We start from the raw sequence: 19,892 nt of genomic DNA, 5'->3' as shown, positions 1-19,892 counted from the left end.
ATTAGGAACCCCCGTTGACCACGCCACCCCGCGACCTCGTCGGCATCGGTATCGGCCCCTTCAACCTCTCCCTCGCCGCCCTCGCCCACCCGCTGACCGGGTTCGACGCCGTCTTCTACGACCAGCGCCCCGAGTTCGCCTGGCACCCCGGCCTGCTGCTCGACGACGCCACGATCCAGGTGCCGTTCCTCGCCGACCTGGTCACCCTCGCCGACCCCACCAGCCCCTTCAGCTTCCTCAACCACCTCAGGGACCGCGAACGCCTCTACCCGTTCTACTTCGCCGAGACGTTCCACATCCGCCGCACCGAGTACGACGCCTACTGCCGCTGGGTCGCCGGGCGGCTGCCCGCGCTGCGCTTCGGCCACCAGGTCGACGCGGTGCGGTGGAACGCCGAACGCCGGCTGTTCGAGGTGGACTTCACCCAGCTCGACGCCGACGGCGAGGCCGAGGCCCTGGGCCGCACCCACACCCGCAACGTCGTCCTCGGGGTCGGCACCGAACCCCATGTGCCCGATCCGCTCAGGCCCCTGGTGGACGCCCCCGGCGTGCTGGTGATCCACTCCGACGACTACCTCGCCCACCGCGACGCCCTGCTCGCCGCGGGCCATGTCACCGTCGTCGGCACCGGGCAGTCCGGCGCCGAGGTCTTCCAGGACCTGCTGCGCAGCCGCCCCGTCGGCCGGGAACGGCTGCACTGGATCGGCCGCACCGGGGCGTTCGCGCCCATGGAGTACTCCAAGCTGGGCCTGGAGCACTTCACCCCGGACCACACCCGCTACTTCCACGCGCTGCCCGAGGAGGTCAGAGAGCGGCTGGTGCCCGCCCAGTGGCAGCTGCACAAGGCGATCGACGCGGGCACCATCGCCGCCATCCACGACGAGCTCTACCGGCGCACCCTCGGCGGCGGCTGGCCCGACACCGTCCTCACCCCCGGCGTCCTGGTGCGCACCGCGGGACGCCTCGGTACCGCGCAGATCGAACTCCACCTGGAGCACGTCCAGCAGGGCACCCGCTCACGCCTGACCACCGACGCCGTGGTGCTCGCCACCGGACACCGGCCGCGCTCCCTGGACCGCCTGCTGGCCGGCCTCGACCCGTATCTGCGCCGCGACGGCAGCGGCCGCCCGTGCGTCGACGAAAGCTTCCGCCTGGTGCTGGACCCGCCCGTCACCGGCTCCGTCCACGTCCAGAACGCCGAGATGCACACCCACGGTGTCGGCGCCCCCGACCTCTCCCTCGCCGCCTGGCGCAGCGCCGTCATCCTCAACTCCCTGACCGGCAGGGAGGCCTACCCGCTGCCGGCCCGCACCGCCTTCACCACCTTCGGGCTGGCGCCGGAGAAGCGGCAGGTCCCGCCCGCCCGGGGCGAGGCCGTGCGGCTCACCCCGCTGGCGGACGGGACCTGAGGACGGCGACCCGGCGCGGACGTCAGAAGACCGGCGTGCCGTCCCGGGTCAGCCGCCAGTCCGCCGAGGCGAAGTCCTTCGGGTCGAGGACGCCCTTGTCCGTCACCCACTCCGCGATCCGGGTGCGGATCTCGGTCGACTCCGACCACACCTCGGGAGCCGAGGCCACGTGCGGGAAGTCGCCGCCGCCGTTGGCCCGGTAGTTGTTCACCGCGAACACGAACTGCTGCTCGTCGTCCAGCGGGGCACCGTCGTAGGAGAGGTTCTTGATCCGCGAGCCGGCCGGCTGGGCGATGTCGATGTCGTAGGTCAGCCCGGAGACGTAGTCGTAGTTGTAGTCCGGGCGGCCGTTCGCGTTGGTCAGCTTGTCCACGTCCACCGGGGTGCCGGGCGCCGTCTGCACGAAGTACTCGGCGGAGTACTCCAGGTACGCCCGTACCTGCGCGCCGGTCATCAGCTTGGCGACCAGGGTGTTGTCGTAGACGTACAGGCTCGACAGGTCCCGGATCGTCACCTCGCCTGCGGGGATCTCGGAGGTGCGCGAGAACGGCGACGCCTGCGAGAGCACCGGCAGCGAGGCGTGCTCGGTGCCGGCCAGCGCGGCCCGGACCACGTCCTCCTGCACCTTGGTGATCAGGTCGACGATCGGCGCGTCCTTGTAGCGGGCCTCGACCGTGGTCAGCGTCTCGGTCGCGGTGCCGACCACCTGGTTGACGTACTCGACGACCTTGCGGTGCTCGTCGGTGAGCAGTCTGGTGATCCGCGGGTCGTCCTCGACCGTGCGGGAGTCCCGCAGTGAGGCCTTCACCGACTCCACCTGCCAGCGGCCCCGCTCGAAGACCAGCTCGAAGTCGAAGAGGGTGAGCCGCTCGGCGAAGCACAGCGGCTCCGAGAGCACGACCTCCTTGCCGGTCTTCTCGTTCACCACCCGCATCTCGGGGATCTCGGTGTGCGCGTGCCCGACCAGGATCGCGTCGATGCCGGGCACCTGCCGGGCCACGTTCGCCGCCGCGTTCTCCACGTGCGGCAGCTGGTCCCCGTAGGAGGAGGTGCCCGACGTCCCGGAGTGCGCCGACACCACCACCACGTCCGCGCCCATCGACCGCAGCTTCGGCACCCACGTGGCCGCCTGCTCCTCCAGGCCGGGGAAGGTCAGTCTGCCCTGCACATAGGCCTTGTCCCAGATGGCGATGCCCGGGTTCGTCAGGCCCAGCACCGCCACCTTCACCGGCGGCGCGCCCTTCACCCGGAAGGTCTTGATGAAGTACGGCGGGAACGCGGGCCGCAGCGTCTTCGCGTCCAGCGCGTTCGCCCCGAGGAGCGGGAAGTCGCACTGCTCCTCGAACTTGCGCAGGGTGTCGATGCCGTAGTTGAACTCGTGGTTGCCGAGCGCCACCGCGTCGTACCCGATGGCGTTCATCGCCTGCGCCATCGGATGCACCGGGCCGCCCTCGGCGGTGATCGGGTCGACCTTGGCGTAGTAGTAGGTCAGCGGGGTGCCCTGGATGGTGTCGCCCGCGTCCAGCAGCAGCGTGTTGCCGCGGCCCTTCTCCTCACGGACCTGGTCGACCAGCGTGGAGATCCGGGCCAGGCCCTGGGCGTTGCCGTCCTCGTCGGTGTACTCCCCGTCCTTGTAGTAGTCCCAGTTGAAGACGTGCCCGTGCAGGTCGGTGGTGCCCATCACGGTCAGCGCGTACCGCTTGGGCCGCTTCCTGCCGTGCCCCGCCTCTGCGGCCGCCGCCGGGGAGGCCTGCACGGCCGCCGCCAGCGCCACCCCCGCTCCCGTCACGGCGGACGTCTCCAGGAATTTCCGGCGGTTCAACGGCATGTCAGCTTCCCCTCGTGCAGCGGTCACTCGGACGGTCCACGTCGCAACGCGCGTAGACGCGTCCGCAGATTCTGACCTGAACACGCCCATCCGCAACAGTCCCCACACATTGCGATCCGGTGACCGGCACACTGGCCCCATGACGGCCACCCCCTACGGCACCCCCGAGACCCCCCACCTCACCGTGCGCGGCGAGGCCGACCTCGACGTGGCCCCCGAGACCGCCGGCATCGGCATCACCCTCACCGCCCGGGGCCGCGACCGCCGCGGCGTCCTGGACGACCTCACCCGCCGCAACGCCGAGGTCCTCGAGCTGGTCAAGAGCTACGGGGAGGCCGTGGAACATCTGGAGACCGGCTCGCTCACGGTCGCCCCCGAACTCACCCGGCACGGCCGCGGCGAACGCGTCCGCACTTACCACGGCACCGTCCGTCTCACCGCCGACCTCGGCGACTTCGCCGCCCTCGGAGAACTCGTCACCCGCCTCTTCGACCTGGAGCTCACCCGCGTCGACGGCCCGTGGTGGGCGCTGCGCCCCGGCTCCCCGGCGCACACCGAGGCCCGCAGGAGGGCGGTGCACGACGCCGTGCGGCGCGCCCGCGCCTACGCCGAGGCGCTCGGCACCTCCCTGGCCGCGCTCATCGAACTGTCCGACACCGGCGCGGAACTGCCCCGCCCGCCCGCCTTCGCCGCCCGCGGCATGGAGCCGGCCGCGTTCGCCGGGGAGGCCGCACCCCCGCCGCTCGACCTCGAACCCCAGCGCCAGCACCTGCACGCCGAGGTCACCGCCCGCTTCACCATGCGCCCGCCGGAGCTGTGAGCCCCTGGCGGCTGCCTCCGGGCGACCGGGCGACCTGGCGCCCGGCGCGGACGCCCCCTAGAACCGTCTTTCGAATTCACTACCTGTCAACAAGCCTTCATCGCCCGTCCGTTGGCCGGTCACGCGCAACACCCGGACTACCCATCGGTAAGCCATAGGCTCGGCCCATGCGCCGAGCGAAAATCGTCTGCACACTGGGGCCCGCCACCGACTCCTACGACCGGATCAGAGCGCTGGTCGAGGCGGGGATGGACGTCGCCCGCTTCAACCTCAGCCACGGCACGCACGCCGAGCACGAGACGCGGTACCGCCACGTCCGCAAGGCGTCCGACGAGACCGGCCGCAGCGTCGGCGTCCTCGCCGACCTTCAGGGCCCGAAGATCCGCCTCGGCCGGTTCGCCGAAGGGCCGGTACTGCTTGAACGCGGCGACACCTTCACCATCACCGTCGAGGACGGCGTGGAGGGCGACCGCCACCTCTGCGGCACCACCTATGCGGGGCTCGCCGATGACGTCACTCCCGGTGAGCGCATCCTGGTCGACGACGGCAAGGTCGCGCTCCAGGTCACCGAGATCGACGGCCCCCGGGTGCGCACCACCGTGCTCGAGGGCGGCGTGATCTCCGACCACAAGGGGCTCAACCTGCCCGGCGTCGCGCTGTCCGTCCCCGCGCTGTCCAAGAAGGACGAGGAGGATCTGCGCTGGGCGCTGGCCACCGGCTTCGACCTGGTCGCCCTGTCCTTCGTCCGCTCCGGCCGGGACGTGAAGGACGTCCACCGGATCATGGACGAGGAGGGCCGGCGCCTGCCCGTCGTCGCCAAGCTCGAGAAGCCGCAGGCGGTGGAGAACATCGAGGAGATCGTGGCCGCCTTCGACGGCCTGATGGTCGCCCGCGGGGACCTCGGCGTGGAGATGCCGCTGGAGCAGGTGCCCATCGTGCAGAAGCGCGCGATCAAGCTGGCCAGGCGCAACGCCAAGCCGGTGATCGTCGCCACCCAGATGCTGGACTCGATGATCGACAGCGCCCGCCCCACCCGCGCCGAGGCCTCCGACGTGGCCAACGCGGTCATCGACGGCACGGACGCGGTGATGCTCTCCGGCGAGACCAGCGTCGGCAAGCACCCGGCGGAGACGGTCCGCACCATGGCGAAGATCGTGGCCGCAGCCGAGGAGGACATCCTCGCGGGGGGCCTGCCGCCGCTGACCGAGCGCAACAAGCCCCGCACCCAGGGCGGGGCGGTGGCCCGCGCGGCGGCGGAGATCGGCGACTTCCTGGGGGCGCGGTTCCTGGTCGCCTTCACCCAGTCCGGCGACACGGCCCGCCGGTTGTCCCGCTACCGCTCGCCCATCCCGCTGCTGGCCTTCACCCCGGAGCCGGCCACCCGCTCGCAGCTGAGCCTGTCGTGGGGAGTGGAGACGTTCCTCGGCCCGCACGTGGACTCGACGGACGCCATGGTCGACCAGGTGGACGAGCTGCTCACCCGGTACGGGCGCTGCGACCGCGGGGACGTGGTGATCATCACGGCGGGCTCACCGCCGGGCGTGACGGGTTCCACCAACATGGTCCGCGTTCACCGGATCGGCGACGACAACCCCTGAGCGGCGACCTTGGAACCGGAGGAAAAGTACCCCGGGTCGGATTCGAACCGACGCTGTATGGTGTTTGAGACCATTGCCTCTACCGCTGGGCTACCGGGGCTCCCTTGGAAATGAAGGCCGACGGTCACCCGCCGTGCCCCTACCTTATCGCAGCTGGGTACGCTCTTGTCAGCAGTATCTGCCTGCCCCGCACCAAGGAGCTCACGTGAGTGCCCCCGAGTCGCCCCAGCCCGTGGACGTGCCCGAAGACGACAAGTCGCACGTGCCTCCCATGACGACCCGCGTCGTCATCGCCGAGGACGAGGCGCTGATCCGGCTCGACCTCAAAGAGATGCTGGAGGAGGAGGGCTACACCGTCGTCGGTGAGGCGGGCGACGGCGAGCAGGCCATCGAACTGGCCCGTGAGCACCGGCCCGACCTGGTGATCCTCGATGTGAAGATGCCCAAGCTGGACGGCATCTCCGCGGCCGAGAAGATCGCCGAGGAGCGGATCGCCCCGGTGCTGATGCTGACCGCGTTCTCCCAGCGCGACCTCGTGGAGCGGGCCCGCGACGCCGGTGCGATGGCGTACCTGGTCAAGCCGTTCAGCAAGAGCGACGTGGTGCCCGCGATCGAGATGGCCGTCTCGCGGTTCACGGAGCTGAAGGAGCTGGAGCGCGAGGTCGCGGACCTGAACCAGCGGCTGGAGACCCGCAAGCTGGTGGACCGCGCCAAGTCGGTGCTGCAGACGCAGTACGGGCTGACCGAGCCGGCCGCGTTCCGCTGGATCCAGAAGACGTCCATGGACCGGCGGATGTCCATGCAGCAGGTGGCGCAGGCGGTCATCGACGACGCCGAGGAGAAGAAGGCACAGAAGGGCTGAACGCCCGCGAGCGGCGAGGGCCCGGACCCGGCGCCGACGCGAAGCGGCCCGCGCCCCCTGGGGGACGCGGGCCGCTCGCATGTGCGGCTGCCGCCTGCCTCAGTCCTCGCCGAGGTACGCCTTGCGCACCGACTCGTCGTGGAGCAGGTCCTGGCCGGAGCCGGTCAGGACGATCTTGCCGACCTCCATCACATGGCCGTGGTCCGCGAGGGACAGCGCGGCCTGGGCGTTCTGCTCGACCAGCAGGATGGTCGTGCCCCGCGACTTCAGCTCGGCGATGGTCGCCATGATCTTCTGCATCATGATCGGCGAGAGACCCATCGAGGGCTCGTCGAGCATCAGCAGCTTCGGCTGGGACATCAGCGCCCTGCCCATGGCGAGCATCTGCTGCTCACCGCCGGAGAGGGTGCCCGCGGCCTGCTTGCGGCGCTCCCCGAGGATGGGGAACAGGTCGTAGGCGCGCTGGATGTCCTTCTCGATGCCCGCCTTGTCGTTGCGCAGGAAGGCACCGAGGCGCAGGTTGTCCTCGATGGTCATGCGCGGGAAGATGTGCCGCCCCTCCGGGGAGTGGGCGAGACCGCGGGAGACGATCTCGTGGGCGGGCACCTTCTTCAGCGACTTGCCGTTGAACTTGATCTGGCCGCCGACCGGCTTGAGCAGACCCGACAGGGTGCGCAGGGTCGTCGTCTTGCCGGCGCCGTTGGTGCCGATGAGGGTGACCACTTCACCGGCCTCGACCTTGAACGAGATCCCCTTGACGGCTTCGATCTTGCCGTAGGCGACCCGGAGGTCCTCGACTTCGAGAAGTGCGGTCATCGGTCGTTCTCCTTGGCGGGCGCGGTCTGAGCAGCGGCCTCGGCCGCGGCCTCGGCGGCCTCGACCTCGGCAGCTTCCGCGGCGCCGGGGTCGTTCGCGAGGGGTTCTCCCAGGTAGGCGGCGATCACCCGCTCGTCGCTCTGCACGGTGGCGGCGTCGCCCTCGATCAGCTTCTTGCCCTGGACGAGAACGGCCACGCGGTCACAGAGGTTCATGATGAACCGCATGTCGTGCTCGATGACGAGGACGGCGATGCCCTTGTCGCGGATGGCGAAGATCAGCTCCTCGGCCGCCCGCGTCTCCTGCGGGTTCATGCCGGCCGTGGGCTCGTCGAGGAGCAGCAGACCCGGCTCGCTGGCCAGCGCACGCGCGATCTCCAGCTTGCGCTGCTCGCCGTAGGGGAGGTTGCGGGCCAGGTGGTCCGCCTTGCCCGCCAGGCCCACGAACTCCAGCAGCTCCATGGCCCGGGCGCGGCTGGCCGCCTCGGCCTTGTGGAAGCCGGGGCCGCGCAGCAGCGCCGACCACAGGCCCTCCTTGGTGCGGGTGTGGCGGCCGACGAGCACGTTCTCCAGGACCGTCATGTTGGCGAACAGACGGATGTTCTGGAAGGTGCGCGCGATGCCGGCGGCGGTGACCTTGAACGACTTGGGCGGCAGGATCTGGCCCTTGTACCGGACCTCGCCCTCGGTGGGGACGTACAGGCCGGTCAGGCAGTTGAAGAAGGTCGTCTTGCCGGCGCCGTTGGGTCCGATGAGGCCGACGATCTCGCCGGCGTTCACGGTGAGGTCGACGTCGCTGACGGCGGTGAGGCCGCCGAAGCGCATGGTCACACCGCGGGCGTCGAGGACGGGCTCGCCGGGGGTGGCGCCGGTGGGCGCGCTCTTGGTGGTGGTGTCGGTGGTCATCGTGGTCAGGCCCCTGCCTTGCTGAGGACTGTCGGCGCTTCTGTCTCTTCGTGGAACTCGAGCTGGCGGCGCCGGTTCGGGATGAGGCCCTCCGGTCGGTAGCGCATCAGCAGCACGAGCGCGAGGCCGAAGGCGAAGAGCTGGTAGTCGCCGAGGAACTGGAGCTTGGCCGGGATCAGGTAGAGCAGGGACGCGCCGACCAGCGGTCCGCTGATGGTGCCCATGCCGCCGAGGACGACCGCGGCGAGCAGGAAGGCGCTGTTGGGCGGGACCACGTGGGCGAACTGGTACTGCTCCGGCGTCACCGTGTAGGTGACGTGCGCCTGGACGGTGCCCGCCAGGCCGGCGAGCGTGGCGCCGAGGGCGAAGGCGATCAGCTTCACGCGGAAGCCGTTGATGCCCATGGCGAGCGCGGCGGTCTCGTCCTCGCGGATCGCCACCCAGGCGCGGCCGATGCGGGAGTCGCTGCTGCGCCGGAAGACGACCACCACGACCAGCGTGATGAGCAGCATCAGCAGGAAGTAGTTGGCGAAGCGGGCGATGGTGAACCCGGCGATGGTGTGCTCCTGGCCGAAGTCGAACCCGAGGATGTTGAGGTTCGGGATCGAGGAGATGCCGTTGGAGCCGTTGGTGATGTCCGGCCCGGAGGTGCCGTCCATGTTGAGGACGGCGATCCGGAAGATCTCACCGAAGCCGAGGGTCACGATGGCCAGGTAGTCGCCGCGCAGTCGCAGCGTCGGCGCACCGATGATCACGCCGAACACCATGGCGACCGCCGCGCCGATCAGCGCGCTCGCCCAGAACGGCACCTGGAAGTCGAACGGGCTGGAAGGGCTGCCGGAGACCATGGCGGCGGCGTAGGCGCCGACACCGAGGAAGGCGACGTAACCGAGGTCGAGCAGACCCGCCAGACCGACCACGATGTTCAGGCCGAGGGCGACCGTGGCGAAGATCAGGATGTAGACGCCGATCGTCGCGTACTGGTCGTCGGACTGGGTGAAGGGGAACGCGGCCGCCGCGACGAAGGCACCGATCAGGGTGACGTTGCGGTGCTTGCCGGTGATCACGGAGAGCCGGCTGATCAGACCGGCCTTGAACAGGGCGGCGAAGCCGAATCCCGCGGTGATCAGGAAGCCGATGAACAGCTCGTCGTACTCGGTGCCGATGCCGTAGGTGAAGACCAGCAGGCCGATGGCCATGGCGGCCACGATCACCAGGATCTCGGCGAAGCCGGGGAGCTTGCGGGCGGGCGCCTTGACCGGACCGGTCGCGAACGCCGCCTTGATGACGGCGGCCTGGTGGCGCGCCTTGTGGCGGAACTGCTCCCAGCCGGTGTCATCCGGGTCGAACGGATCCGGCTCCGGGCGCTCGAACGGCAGGGCGAGGGCGCCGAGCAGGGTGAGCAGGGTGGCGGCGGCCACGACGAAGCCGCCGGGCTCCAGGTTCACCACGCCGCCGAGCTGCACGCTGATCGCGATGACCGTGTACCAGGCGGTGACGAAGGTGCCCAGCGCGGCCAGCTTCAGCGCGCTGTCGGCGCCGGCCGGGACGAGCCAGCGCAGTCCCTTGATGCCGTAGGAGGCGAGGCCGAACAGCGCGGTGAGGGCGCCGCCGACCAGGACCAGGACCTGCAGTCCGCCCGGGTAGCCGTAGACGGTGAGGTCACCCGGGAACTCGGCGGTCCAGGTCCAGGCGAGGAAGGTGGAGATGACGGAGAGCACGCCGCCGGCGGTGGCCAGGGCGCGGCCGGTGCTCTCGGGGAGGCCGACCAGACCCCGGGGCGCTTCGGCGGTGGGGGTGTCGGGGGTTGTGGCTGCTGTGGTCTGTGTGGTCATCGGTGTCACGCCCTGTCCGCGACTCGCTCACCGAGCAGACCCTGAGGCCTGAACAGGAGCACGAGGATGAGGAGAACGAAGGCCCAGACGTTCGCCCAGGACTGGCTGCCGAACTGTGCCATGCCGGGGATGTCGGCGATGTAGGCCGTGGACAGCGCCTCGGCGACACCGAGCACCAGTCCGCCGAGCATCGCTCCGTAGACGTTGCCGATGCCTCCGAGGACCGCGGCGGTGAAGGCCTTCAGACCGAGGATGAAGCCCATGCGGAACTGGACCTGACCGTACTTCAGACCGTAGGCGACGGCGCCGACGGCGGCGAACACGGCACCGAGGGCGAACGCGATCACGATGATGCGGTCGGTGTTGATGCCCATGAGCTTGGCGGTGTCCGGGTCCTGGGCGGTGGCCTGCATGCCGCGGCCGGTGCGCGTCCTCATCACGAACCAGGCCAGGACGGCCATGCTCAGGGGGGCCACGACGAACAGGAAGATGTCGCCGGTCTGGATGGTGACGCTGCCGATCTCGAAGGGGCCGCCCTCGATCTGCGGGAAGTTCAGGGAGTCCTCACCGCCGGGGTACCAGGCCCACACGGCCTGCTGCAGGGCGAGCGAGAGACCGATGGCCGTGATGAGCGGGGCCAGCCGCGGGGCGCCCCGCAGGGGGCGGTAGGCGAACCGTTCCGCTCCCACGGCGACCAGGACGGAGACGAGGATGCCCGCGAGGAGCATCAGGGGCAGTGCAACCCACATCGACGTACCGTCGGGCAGCACGTAGAGGTAGACGGTGAGGGCGCCGAAGCCACCCACCATGAATATCTCGCCGTGGGCGAAGTTGATGAGCTGGATGATGCCGTAGACCATTGTGTAGCCGATGGCGACCAGCCCGTACATGGATCCCAGTAGCAGGCCGTTGACCAGCTGCTGCGGCAGTTCGTTCACCGCATGTCCTCCGAGACGTTCGGAACAAGTTCGACGGATGGGGGCCGGATGCGAGTCCGCGCGGGGCGCCAGTGGTGCAGCGCCCCGCGCGGCCTCTAGTCGGTGCGGGAGGAGGTCAGCCGGTGTAGGTACCGGACTTGACGGCCTTCCACTCACCCTTCTCCACGGCGTAGACGGTGAGCTGCTTGTTGGTGGCGTCACCGAACTCGTCGAACGAGACCTTGCCGGTGACTCCGTCGAAGGAGACGTTCTGCATGGCCTCGGTGACCTTCTCGCGGGCGTCGTCGGGCAGCTTGCCGTCGTTGTCCTCGACGACCTTCTTCACGGCCTCGATGATCGCCCAGGTCGAGTCGTAGGAGTAGCCGCCGTAGGCCTCGTAGGCCTCCTTGTAGCCGGCGTCCTTGTAGTTGGCGATGAACTCCTTGGCGGAGGGCAGCTCCTCCACCGGGGCGCCGACCGAGGTGGCCAGGTCGCCGGAGCCGCTCGGGCCGGCCAGCTTGATGAAGTCGGCGCTGTAGATGCCGTCACCGCCGACCAGCGGGATCTTGGCGCCGGCGGCCTTGATCTGCTTGCTGAGCGGGCCGGCCTGCGGGTACTCGCCGCCGTAGTAGACGACGTCGGCGCCCGAGTTCTTGACCTTGGTGGCGACCGCGGAGAAGTCCTTGGTGTCCGGGTCGATGTGGTCGGTGCCCACGACCTTGCCGCCGAGCTTCTTGAACTCCTCGGTGAACGTGGCGGCGAGACCGGCGCCGTAGGTCTTCTTGTCGTCGATGACGAAGACCTTGCGCTTCTTGGACTCGTTGTAGAGGTACTGCGCGGCGAACGGACCCTGGACGGCGTCCGTGGTCGCGGTGCGGAAGTACGCCTTGTACGGGCGCTTCTTGGACTTCTGCCAGTCGGTGCCCTGGGTGAGCGCCGGGTTGGTGTTGGCCGGCGACACCTGGACGAGCTTGGCGTCGTCGAAGACCTTCTGCATGGACTCGGCGACGGAGGAGTTCAGCGGGCCGACGACACCCAGGACGTCCTTGTTGGCCACGAAGGTGGTGGCGTTGGCCTGTCCGGAGGAGGGCTGGGCCTGGTCGTCACGGGCGTCGATCTTGAAGGTGACGCCCTCGACGAACTTCTCCTTGTTGGCGATCTTGGTTGCGAGGTCCGCGGAGTTCTTGATCCCGAGGCCCAGCGCGGACAGGTCGCCGGTCAGCGGCGCGTCCACGCCGATGACCACGGTGGTGCCACCGTTGCCCTTGTCCGAGCCGCCGTCGTCGTCGCGCGAACCGCAGGCGGTAAGGGTGAGAGCTCCCGCCGCCAGCGCGGCGGTGATGGCGATGAGCGAACGTTGACGCACGATCCAGTCCTTTCCCCTGACAGCCGCTTCCCGGTGGAAACGGCCGAGTCGAGCGCCGGGCCGAAGTGACAATCGGGCTCCGCGGTGACTGGCCGTGACTCTAAGCGTGTGTGGGGAACGTGGAGGAGAGTCTGGCCAATGCTGTGACGCTCTTGTTATGACACGACGTATTGCAGAGCGGTACTGAGTGGGGGGAACGGAGGAATTCTCGCCGATTTGCCCTGTCCGCATGCTGAGAAACTGCAGGACTCGCGGAGGTCCATCAGGCGTCTCGGCGCTTTTGGTGATTACCGGGATTCGTTGCTGCAGGCTACCTGCAGGACCCCGGAGAGGTCCTGTGCGTAGCGGGCGCCGAGGATGAAGCTGTGTGTCTGTATTGCGCGCGCATTACGTAGAGTTACATCCAGGAAAGGCAGTCCGGCACTCTGGGGGACTTTCCCGCATTCGGTCACCCGGAGGGTGATCGTGATCTTGCGGGGGGAACCTGCCTTTGTCCGGAAAGGCGTGGGTGGGGTGGAGATCACGGAAAGGCCCGCGTACGGCTGGGAAATCCGGATCACGGTGACCGGAGGCCCCGATTCTACGCTGATCAGAGCATCGAAACGGAAGCTCCGTTTCTCTGTCTGAGGGGTTCTGACCTGCGGATTCAGATAGATGAGGGCGGTGACCCGGGACGGGTACGGCGGCGGCGCGGACGCGGGCCGCTCGGGCCGGGTGGCGTGCAGGTAGCCGGCGCCGGCCAGGACGCCCGCGGCGGTGAGCGAGGCGAGAGCCGCCCTCCGGTGGCGGGTGAACGCCCTGGTCAGCGGCTCGAGTTGAGGGTGCTGACGGGCCGACGGCCGGGTGCGGTCCCAGGCCCGGGTGCCCGGTCCCGGCTCCACCGGGCCGACACCGCTCACTGCCACGGACCTTCGCTCGGCCCGCCGTCCTCATAGCGCTCGGCGCACCCCTCCCGCACCTGACGGATGATCACTCTTCGTGCAGCCTCGGGCCCCTGACTGTCCCTCACCGGCCGGGCGGTCGCCACGGCGTCGCGCAGGATCTCGTACTGCCCGTTGGACAGCCCCATCGACTGGTAGTCGCCGTACGCGGTGCCGGCGAGCACCTCGTGCGCCCAGTGCGTCACCAGCTTGACGCAGACCGCCTCGGGGGAGGTGGCGCTCGGTGACGGCGAGGGGGAGGAGGCGGAGGCGGAGGCGGCCCGGGGGCCGGACGGGGTGGATGCGGAGGCCGTGCCGGGCCCGGACGTACCGCAGCCGGCCGCCAGGGCGCAGGAGAGGATCAGCGCGGCGAGGACGCATATGCCGTGGGGCGGTCTCACGCGCCGAGTCTCGCGAGCTTCGCGGGGGAGTTCAAGACGTGTGCCGGGACTGCGGATCATCTCGCCCGGGTGGCGGCACCTGCGGAGGGCCGCCCCGTGCCGCGGTGCGGGTGTGCGAGGGCCCGGCACAGCGGGGGCACCCGCCACGGCGACGGGTACCGCCCGCGTCCGGGGCCCGGTGAGGGCCGGGGCGCGGGCGGTTCCGTGTCAGGAGGTGGCCGAGCCGCGGGCGGGTGCGGGCCGGTCGCCGGTGCGGAGGCGGCGGGCCGCCCCGTCCGCGGCGGTGATCCGGCCGCTCGTGGTCATCCGCGGGCGTTCACCCGCTCCGCGTCCTTCGGGGTGACGTCGCGCAGGAGGCAGGTCAGACGGGCGGTGCAGACCCGCTTGTCCTCCTCGTCGGTGATGACGATCTCGTACGTCGCCGTGGAGCGCCCCCGGTGCACGGGCGTGGCCACGCCGGTGACCAGGCCGGAGCGGACGCCCCGGTGGTGGGTGCAGTTCAGGTCGACACCGACAGCGATCTTGGAGCTGCCGCCGTGCAGCATCGAGCCCACCGAGCCGAGCGTCTCCGCCAGCACCGCCGAGGCTCCGCCGTGCAGCAGCCCGTACGGCTGGGTGTTGCCCTCCACCGGCATCGTCCCGACGACCCGCTCCGCCGAGGCCTCCAGGATCTGCACGCCCATGCGCGTGCCCAGATGGCCCGCCGAGAACAGCGCCTGGAGGTCGACGCCGAGCGCGGCGTACTCGTCGATGACCTCCTGCGGGAACTTCACCTGCTGCTGCTCGCCCATGGGTCCGGCTCCGTTTCGTCGTGATCACTTGCGGCGCTGTGCGGCGCTCCGCCGCAGCTGCTCGGCTGAGCAAACGCTCAGTCGGTCGCCGATTGTTCCAGACGGACCACCACGGACTTGCTGGCCGGGGTGTTGCTGACGTCCGCCGTGGCATCCAGCGGCACCAGCACATTGGTCTCCGGGTAGTACGCCGCGGCGCAGCCGCGGGCCGTCGGGTAGTGCACCACCCGGAAGCCCGGCGCCCGGCGCTCCACCCCGTCCTTCCACTCGCTCACCAGATCCACGTACGAGCCGTCCGCGACCCGCAGCTCCCGCGCGTCCTCGGGGTTGACCAGCACCACCCGGCGCCCGTTGCTGATGCCCCGGTAGCGGTCGTCCAGGCCGTAGATCGTGGTGTTGTACTGGTCGTGCGAGCGCAGCGTCTGCAGCAGCAGCCGGCCCTCGGGCACCCTCGGGTACTCCACGGGCGCCGCCGTGAAGTTGGCCTTCCCGGTGGCGGTCGGGAAGCGGCGCTCGTCGCGCGGGGCGTGCGGGAGCGCGAACCCTCCGGGGCGGGCCACCTTGGCGTTGAAGTCCTCGAAGCCGGGCACCACCCGCGCGATGCGGTCCCGGATCGCCCCGTAGTCCCGCTCGAACTCCTCCCACGGCACCTTGCTGTCCGCGCCGAGCACCCGCCGGGCAAGACGGCACACGATCGCCGGCTCCGACAGCAGCCAGGGGCTGGCCGGCTCCAGCCGCCCGCGGGAGGCGTGCACCATGCCCATGGAGTCCTCGACCGTGACGAACTGCTCCCCGCCCGCCTGCACATCGCGCTCGGTGCGCCCCAGCGTCGGCAGGATCAGCGCCCGCGCACCGGTGACCGTGTGCGAGCGGTTCAGCTTGGTCGACACATGCACCGTGAGCCGGGCCCGCCGCATCGCCGCCTCGGTGACCTCCGTGTCGGGGGAGGCGGAGACGAAGTTGCCGCCCATGGCGAAGAAGACCTTGGCCTCGCCGTCGCGCAGCGCCCGGATCGCCCGGACCACGTCGTAGCCGTGTTCGCGGGGCGGAGCGAAGCCGAACTCCCTCTCCAGCGCGTCCAGGAAGGCCGCCGAGGGCCGCTCGAAGATGCCCATGGTCCGGTCGCCCTGCACATTGGAGTGGCCGCGCACCGGGCACACACCCGCGCCGGGGCGGCCGATGTCGCCGCGCAGCAGCAGGAAGTTGACGATCTCCTTGATGGTCGGCACCGCGTGCTTGTGCTGGGTGAGGCCCATCGCCCAGCAGACGATGGTGCGCTCCGAGCCGAGGACCATCCGCAGGCAGCGCTCGATCGCCTCGCGGGTGAGCCCGGTCGCGGCGAGCGTCTCGTCCCAGTCCGCGGCCCGGGCCGCCTCGGCGAACTCCTCGAAGCCGTGCGTGTGCTCCCGCACGAACTCCTCGTCGACGGCGCCCTCCGTCTCCAGGATCAGCTTGTTGAGGAGGCGGAACAGCGCCTGGTCGCCGCCGATGCGGATCTGCAGGAACAGGTCGGTCAGCGCGGCGCCGGCGGTCAGGCCCTTCGGGGTCTGCGGGTTCTTGAAGCGCTCCAGGCCCGCCTCCGGCAGCGGGTTGACGCTGATGATCCGGGCGCCGTTCGCCTTGGCCTTCTCCAGCGCGGAGAGCATCCGCGGATGGTTCGTGCCCGGGTTCTGCCCGGCCACGATGATCAGATCCGCCTTGTAGAGGTCGTCCAGCAGCACGCTGCCCTTGCCGACGCCGAGCGTCTCGGTCAGCGCCGAGCCGGAGGACTCGTGGCACAGGTTGGAGCAGTCGGGCAGATTGTTGGTGCCCAGCTCCCGGGCGAAGAGCTGGTAGAGGAACGCCGCCTCGTTGCTGGTGCGGCCCGAGGTGTAGAAGACGGCCTCGTCGGGGGAGCCGAGCCCGGCGATCTCCTCGGCGACGATGTCGAAGGCGCGCTCCCAGGTGACCGGCTCGTAGTGGGTGCCGCCCTCCGGCAGATACATGGGGTGGGTGAGCCTGCCCTGCTGCCCCAGCCAGTAGCCGCTGCGCCCGGCCAGCTCGGCGACCGGGTGCTCGGCGAAGAACTCGGGCGTCACCCGGCGCAGGGTGGCCTCCTCGGCCACCGCCTTGGCGCCGTTCTCGCAGAACTCCGCCCGGTGCGGCCGGTCCGGCTCCGGCCAGGCGCAGCCGGGGCAGTCGAAGCCGCTGTGCTGGTTCACGCTGAGCAGCGTCAGCGCCGTGCGCTTCACGCCCATCTGCCGCTGGGCGGCGCGCAGGGTGTGGCTGATCGCCGTCAGCCCCGCGGCCGCGTGCTTCGGCTCGGCGACCTGCGGCGCGTCCTGCACCGGATCGGCCTTCGGCGGCTTGGCGGCCATCGCGCACTCTCCTTCGGGTACACGTGTGAGGTACGTCTCCGATCCTCGCACGCACCACCGGCACGGCTCAGCCCCCCGGTGGCGGACGGGGCGGCGGGGGCGGTCCCGCACCCCCGATGGCGGTCCGCTGTCAGTGGTCCGTGGCAGGATCGGGGGCGTGGCAGAGACAGCATCGAAGAAGACCGAGAACACCCCCGACGGCGGCCGCCCGCGCCTGATGCTCATGGACGGGCACTCGCTGGCCTACCGCGCGTTCTTCGCGCTGCCCGCCGAGAACTTCACCACCGCGACGGGCCAGCCGACGAACGCGATCTACGGCTTCGCGTCGATGCTGGCCAACACGCTGCGCGACGAGGCGCCCACGCACTTCGCGGTCGCCTTCGACGTGTCCCGCAAGACCTGGCGGGCCGAGGAGTTCACCGAGTACAAGGCGAACCGCTCCAAGACCCCCGACGAGTTCCGCGGGCAGGTCGAGCTGATCGGCGAGCTGCTCGACGCGATGCACGCCGAGCGCTTCGCCGTCGAGGGGTACGAGGCGGACGACATCATCGCCACCCTCGCCACCCAGGCCGAGGCCGAGGGCTTCGACGTGCTGATCGTCACCGGCGACCGCGACTCCTTCCAGCTGGTCTCCGACCACGTCACCGTGCTCTACCCGACGAGGGGCGTCTCCGAGCTGACCCGGTTCACCCCGGAGAAGGTCTACGAGAAGTACGGCCTGACCCCCGCCCAGTACCCGGACTTCGCGGCCCTGCGCGGCGACCCCTCCGACAATCTGCCCGGCATCCCCGGCGTCGGCGAGAAGACCGCCGCGAAGTGGATCAACCAGTTCGGTTCCTTCGCGGAGCTGGTCGAGCGCGTCGACGAGGTCAAGGGCAAGGCCGGTCAGAACCTCCGCGAGCACCTGGAGGCGGTCAAGCTCAACCGCCGGCTCACCGAGCTGGACCGCCAGGTGCCGCTGCCCAAGAGCGTCGCCGACCTGGAGCGCACCGCCTACGACCGCAAGGCCGTGGCCATGATCCTGGACACCCTGGAGATCAGGAACCCCTCGCTGCGCGAGCGGCTGTTCGCCGTCGACCCCGGCGCCCAGGCGGCCGAGGCCACCCCGGTCGTCGCGGACGGCCTGGAGCTCGACGGCACCGTGCTGCGTACCGGTGAGCTGGCCGGCTGGCTCCGCGAGCACGCCACCGGCCCGCTCGGGGTCGCCACCGTCGGCACCTGGGCGCTGGGCACCGGTTCGGTGGCCGAGATCGCGCTGGCCACCGCCGAGGGGCCGGCCGCCTGGTTCGAACCGGCCGAGCTGGACGAGGCCGACGAGCAGGCCTTCGCCGCCTGGCTCGCCGACCCGGACGCGCCCAAGGTGTTCCACGACGTCAAGGGCGCGATGCGGGTCTTCGCCGAGCACGGCTGGCGCATCGAGGGCGTGCGCATGGACACCGCGCTCGCCGCCTACCTGGTCAAGCCGGGCCGCCGCTCCTTCGACCTGGACGCGCTGTCCCTGGAGTATCTGCACCGTGAGCTGGCGCCCCCGGCGGCGGCGGACGGCCAGCTGGCGTTCGGCGCCGACGACGGGGCCGAGGCGGAGGCGCTGATGCTGCAGGCCCGCACCATCCTCGACCTGGGCGAGGCCTTCGAGGGCCGGCTCGAGCAGGTGGGCGCGGCAGATCTGCTGCGGGACGTGGAGCTGCCGGTGTCCGAGCTGCTGGCCCGGATGGAACGGCACGGCATCGCGGCGGACCGGGAGCATCTGCAGGCCATGGAGCAGATGTTCGCCGGTGCCGTGCAGCAGGCGGTGAAGGAGGCGCACGCGGCGGCGGGCCACGAGTTCAACCTGGGCTCGCCCAAGCAGCTGCAGGAGGTCCTCTTCGGCGAGCTGGGCCTGCCGAAGACCAAGAAGACCAAGACCGGTTACACCACGGACGCGGACGCGCTGGCCTGGCTGGCGACCCAGACCGACAACGAACTGCCGGTGATCATGCTCCGGCACCGGGAGCAGGCCAAGCTCCGGGTCACCGTCGAGGGCCTGATCAAGACGATCGCCGCGGACGGCCGGATCCACACGACCTTCAACCAGACGGTCGCCGCCACCGGCCGCCTCTCCTCGACCGACCCCAATCTGCAGAACATCCCCGTCCGCACGGACGAGGGCCGCGCCATCCGCCGCGGCTTCGTGGTCGGCGAGGGCTACGAGTCCCTGCTGACCGCCGACTACAGCCAGATCGAGCTGCGCGTGATGGCCCACCTCTCCGAGGACGCGGGCCTGATCGAGGCGTTCACCTCCGGCGAGGACCTGCACACCACGGCCGCCGCGCAAGTGTTCTCCGTCGAACCGTCCGCGGTGGACGCGGAGATGCGCCGCAAGATCAAGGCGATGTCGTACGGCCTGGCCTACGGCCTCTCGGCCTTCGGCCTCTCCCAGCAGCTGAACATCGAGGCGGCGGAGGCCCGCGCCCTGATGGACGCCTACTTCGAGCGCTTCGGCGGCGTGCGGGACTATCTGCAGCGGGTCGTCGCCGAGGCCCGGGCCACCGGCTACACGGCGACGCTGTTCGGCCGCCGCCGCTATCTGCCCGACCTCAACAGCGACAACCGCCAGCGCCGCGAGGCAGCGGAACGGATGGCGCTGAACGCACCGATCCAGGGCACGGCAGCCGACATCGTCAAGATCGCCATGCTCCGGGTGGACCGCGCCCTGCGCGAGGCGAACCTGAAGTCCCGCATGCTCCTCCAGGTCCACGACGAGATCGTCCTCGAGATCGCCCCCGGCGAACGTCCCGCCGTCGAGACGCTGGTCCGCGACCAGATGTCCAGCGCGGTCGAGCTCCGCGTCCCGCTCGGCGTCTCCATCGGGTGGGGCCCGGACTGGGAGTCAGCGGCCCACTGACCCTCCCGGGGCGGCTTCACACCGTCCTCCTGCCGGGGCGGGACCGGAGGGTCCGCCCCGGCGGACGGTTGCTGCCTGCCGCCCGGACGGGGCGATCGCACCGAGGGACGCCACACCTTCGGGCGTGATGCACATGCCGCGATGTGCTCGTTCGGGCGAGCGGACCGGACCGGTGCGGCCGGC

14 protein-coding genes and 1 tRNA gene are annotated in these 19,892 nt (G+C 70.4%); 5 read left to right on the top strand and 10 right to left on the bottom strand.

All coding sequences use genetic code 11. The features are described 5' to 3' along the window. Positions 1–14 precede the first annotated feature (14 nt). Positions 15–1,409 (top strand): lysine N(6)-hydroxylase/L-ornithine N(5)-oxygenase family protein, encoded by a 1,395-nt coding sequence (locus tag HCJ93_RS05510; RefSeq protein ID WP_167991604.1) that lies wholly within the window; start codon positions 15–17, stop codon positions 1,407–1,409. 22 nt (positions 1,410–1,431) lie between these two features. Here HCJ93_RS05510 and HCJ93_RS05505 read toward each other — a convergent pair whose 3' ends face one another. Next, entirely contained in the window at positions 1,432–3,237 is a 1,806-nt protein-coding gene (locus HCJ93_RS05505; protein WP_167991603.1) for a bifunctional metallophosphatase/5'-nucleotidase, read from the bottom strand. A 139-nt stretch (positions 3,238–3,376) separates the two neighbouring features. Here HCJ93_RS05505 and HCJ93_RS05500 point away from each other — a divergent pair, with 139 nt between their 5' ends. Continuing rightward, positions 3,377–4,057 (top strand): SIMPL domain-containing protein, encoded by a 681-nt coding sequence (locus tag HCJ93_RS05500; RefSeq protein WP_167991601.1) that lies wholly within the window; start codon positions 3,377–3,379, stop codon positions 4,055–4,057. Positions 4,058–4,224: 167 nt separating this feature from the next. Next, positions 4,225–5,655 (top strand): pyruvate kinase, encoded by a 1,431-nt coding sequence (pyk, locus tag HCJ93_RS05495; protein WP_167991599.1) that lies wholly within the window; start codon positions 4,225–4,227, stop codon positions 5,653–5,655. Between the two features lie 27 nt (positions 5,656–5,682). Here pyk and HCJ93_RS05490 read toward each other — a convergent pair. Then, positions 5,683–5,755 (bottom strand) — tRNA-Leu (locus tag HCJ93_RS05490). Between the two features lie 105 nt (positions 5,756–5,860). Here HCJ93_RS05490 and HCJ93_RS05485 point away from each other — a divergent pair. Beyond that, positions 5,861–6,517, top strand: a complete 657-nt coding sequence (locus tag HCJ93_RS05485) for an ANTAR domain-containing response regulator (protein ID WP_167991596.1) — start codon at positions 5,861–5,863, stop codon at positions 6,515–6,517. Positions 6,518–6,616: 99 nt separating this feature from the next. Here the strand turns inward: HCJ93_RS05485 and HCJ93_RS05480 are convergent, their stop codons facing one another. The 8 genes from HCJ93_RS05480 to HCJ93_RS05440 form a co-directional block, all read right to left on the bottom strand. Next, the gene (locus tag HCJ93_RS05480; RefSeq protein WP_167991595.1) at positions 6,617–7,333 is read right to left on the bottom strand and encodes an ABC transporter ATP-binding protein; all 717 of its coding nucleotides are present in this window, start codon (positions 7,331–7,333) and stop codon (positions 6,617–6,619) included. Continuing rightward, entirely contained in the window at positions 7,330–8,238 is a 909-nt protein-coding gene (locus tag HCJ93_RS05475; RefSeq protein ID WP_167991593.1) for an ABC transporter ATP-binding protein, read from the bottom strand. Before HCJ93_RS05475 ends, HCJ93_RS05480 begins: the two co-directional genes overlap by 4 nt. A 5-nt stretch (positions 8,239–8,243) precedes the next feature. Beyond that, on the bottom strand, positions 8,244–10,073 hold the full coding sequence (locus tag HCJ93_RS05470) for a branched-chain amino acid ABC transporter permease (RefSeq protein ID WP_167991591.1): 1,830 nt from the start codon (positions 10,071–10,073) through the stop codon (positions 8,244–8,246). 5 nt (positions 10,074–10,078) lie between these two features. Beyond that, a complete protein-coding gene (locus tag HCJ93_RS05465) occupies positions 10,079–11,011 on the bottom strand; it encodes a branched-chain amino acid ABC transporter permease (RefSeq protein WP_167991589.1) in 933 nt (310 codons plus the stop codon). A 115-nt stretch (positions 11,012–11,126) separates the two neighbouring features. After that, the gene (locus HCJ93_RS05460; RefSeq protein ID WP_167991588.1) at positions 11,127–12,356 is read right to left on the bottom strand and encodes a branched-chain amino acid ABC transporter substrate-binding protein; all 1,230 of its coding nucleotides are present in this window, start codon (positions 12,354–12,356) and stop codon (positions 11,127–11,129) included. An 895-nt stretch (positions 12,357–13,251) separates the two neighbouring features. Next, positions 13,252–13,677: a hypothetical protein gene (locus tag HCJ93_RS05450; RefSeq protein ID WP_309141310.1), complete on the bottom strand. Its 426-nt coding sequence runs from the start codon at positions 13,675–13,677 to the stop codon at positions 13,252–13,254. 302 nt (positions 13,678–13,979) lie between these two features. Further along, complete coding sequence (locus tag HCJ93_RS05445) at positions 13,980–14,468, bottom strand: PaaI family thioesterase (protein ID WP_167991584.1); 489 nt, start codon at positions 14,466–14,468, stop codon at positions 13,980–13,982. 77 nt (positions 14,469–14,545) lie between these two features. Continuing rightward, complete coding sequence (locus HCJ93_RS05440; protein ID WP_167991582.1) at positions 14,546–16,825, bottom strand: FdhF/YdeP family oxidoreductase; 2,280 nt, start codon at positions 16,823–16,825, stop codon at positions 14,546–14,548. A gap of 157 nt (positions 16,826–16,982) precedes the next feature. On the opposite strand from HCJ93_RS05440, the gene polA reads away from it, so the two are divergent. Next, positions 16,983–19,709, top strand: coding sequence for a DNA polymerase I (polA, locus tag HCJ93_RS05435; protein ID WP_167991580.1), 2,727 nt, complete (start codon positions 16,983–16,985; stop codon positions 19,707–19,709). The last annotated feature ends 183 nt before the right edge of the window (positions 19,710–19,892 follow it).

Source organism: Streptomyces composti (assembly GCF_012034205.1).
Taxonomy (GTDB): domain Bacteria; phylum Actinomycetota; class Actinomycetes; order Streptomycetales; family Streptomycetaceae; genus Streptomyces; species Streptomyces composti.
The sequence above is the reverse complement of the archived record's forward strand: the minus strand, read 5'-3'. Positions and strand labels throughout refer to the sequence as shown.

Coding starts and splice junctions, on each gene's coding strand:
- HCJ93_RS05470 (WP_167991591.1), bottom strand. CDS start 10,073: ATGACCACACAGACCACAGCAGCCACAACCCCCGACACCCCCACCGCC.
- HCJ93_RS05445 (WP_167991584.1), bottom strand. CDS start 14,468: ATGGGCGAGCAGCAGCAGGTGAAGTTCCCGCAGGAGGTCATCGACGAG.
- HCJ93_RS05505 (WP_167991603.1), bottom strand. CDS start 3,237: ATGCCGTTGAACCGCCGGAAATTCCTGGAGACGTCCGCCGTGACGGGA.
- HCJ93_RS05440 (WP_167991582.1), bottom strand. CDS start 16,825: ATGGCCGCCAAGCCGCCGAAGGCCGATCCGGTGCAGGACGCGCCGCAG.
- HCJ93_RS05500 (WP_167991601.1), top strand. CDS start 3,377: ATGACGGCCACCCCCTACGGCACCCCCGAGACCCCCCACCTCACCGTG.
- HCJ93_RS05475 (WP_167991593.1), bottom strand. CDS start 8,238: ATGACCACCGACACCACCACCAAGAGCGCGCCCACCGGCGCCACCCCC.
- HCJ93_RS05480 (WP_167991595.1), bottom strand. CDS start 7,333: ATGACCGCACTTCTCGAAGTCGAGGACCTCCGGGTCGCCTACGGCAAG.
- pyk (WP_167991599.1), top strand. CDS start 4,225: ATGCGCCGAGCGAAAATCGTCTGCACACTGGGGCCCGCCACCGACTCC.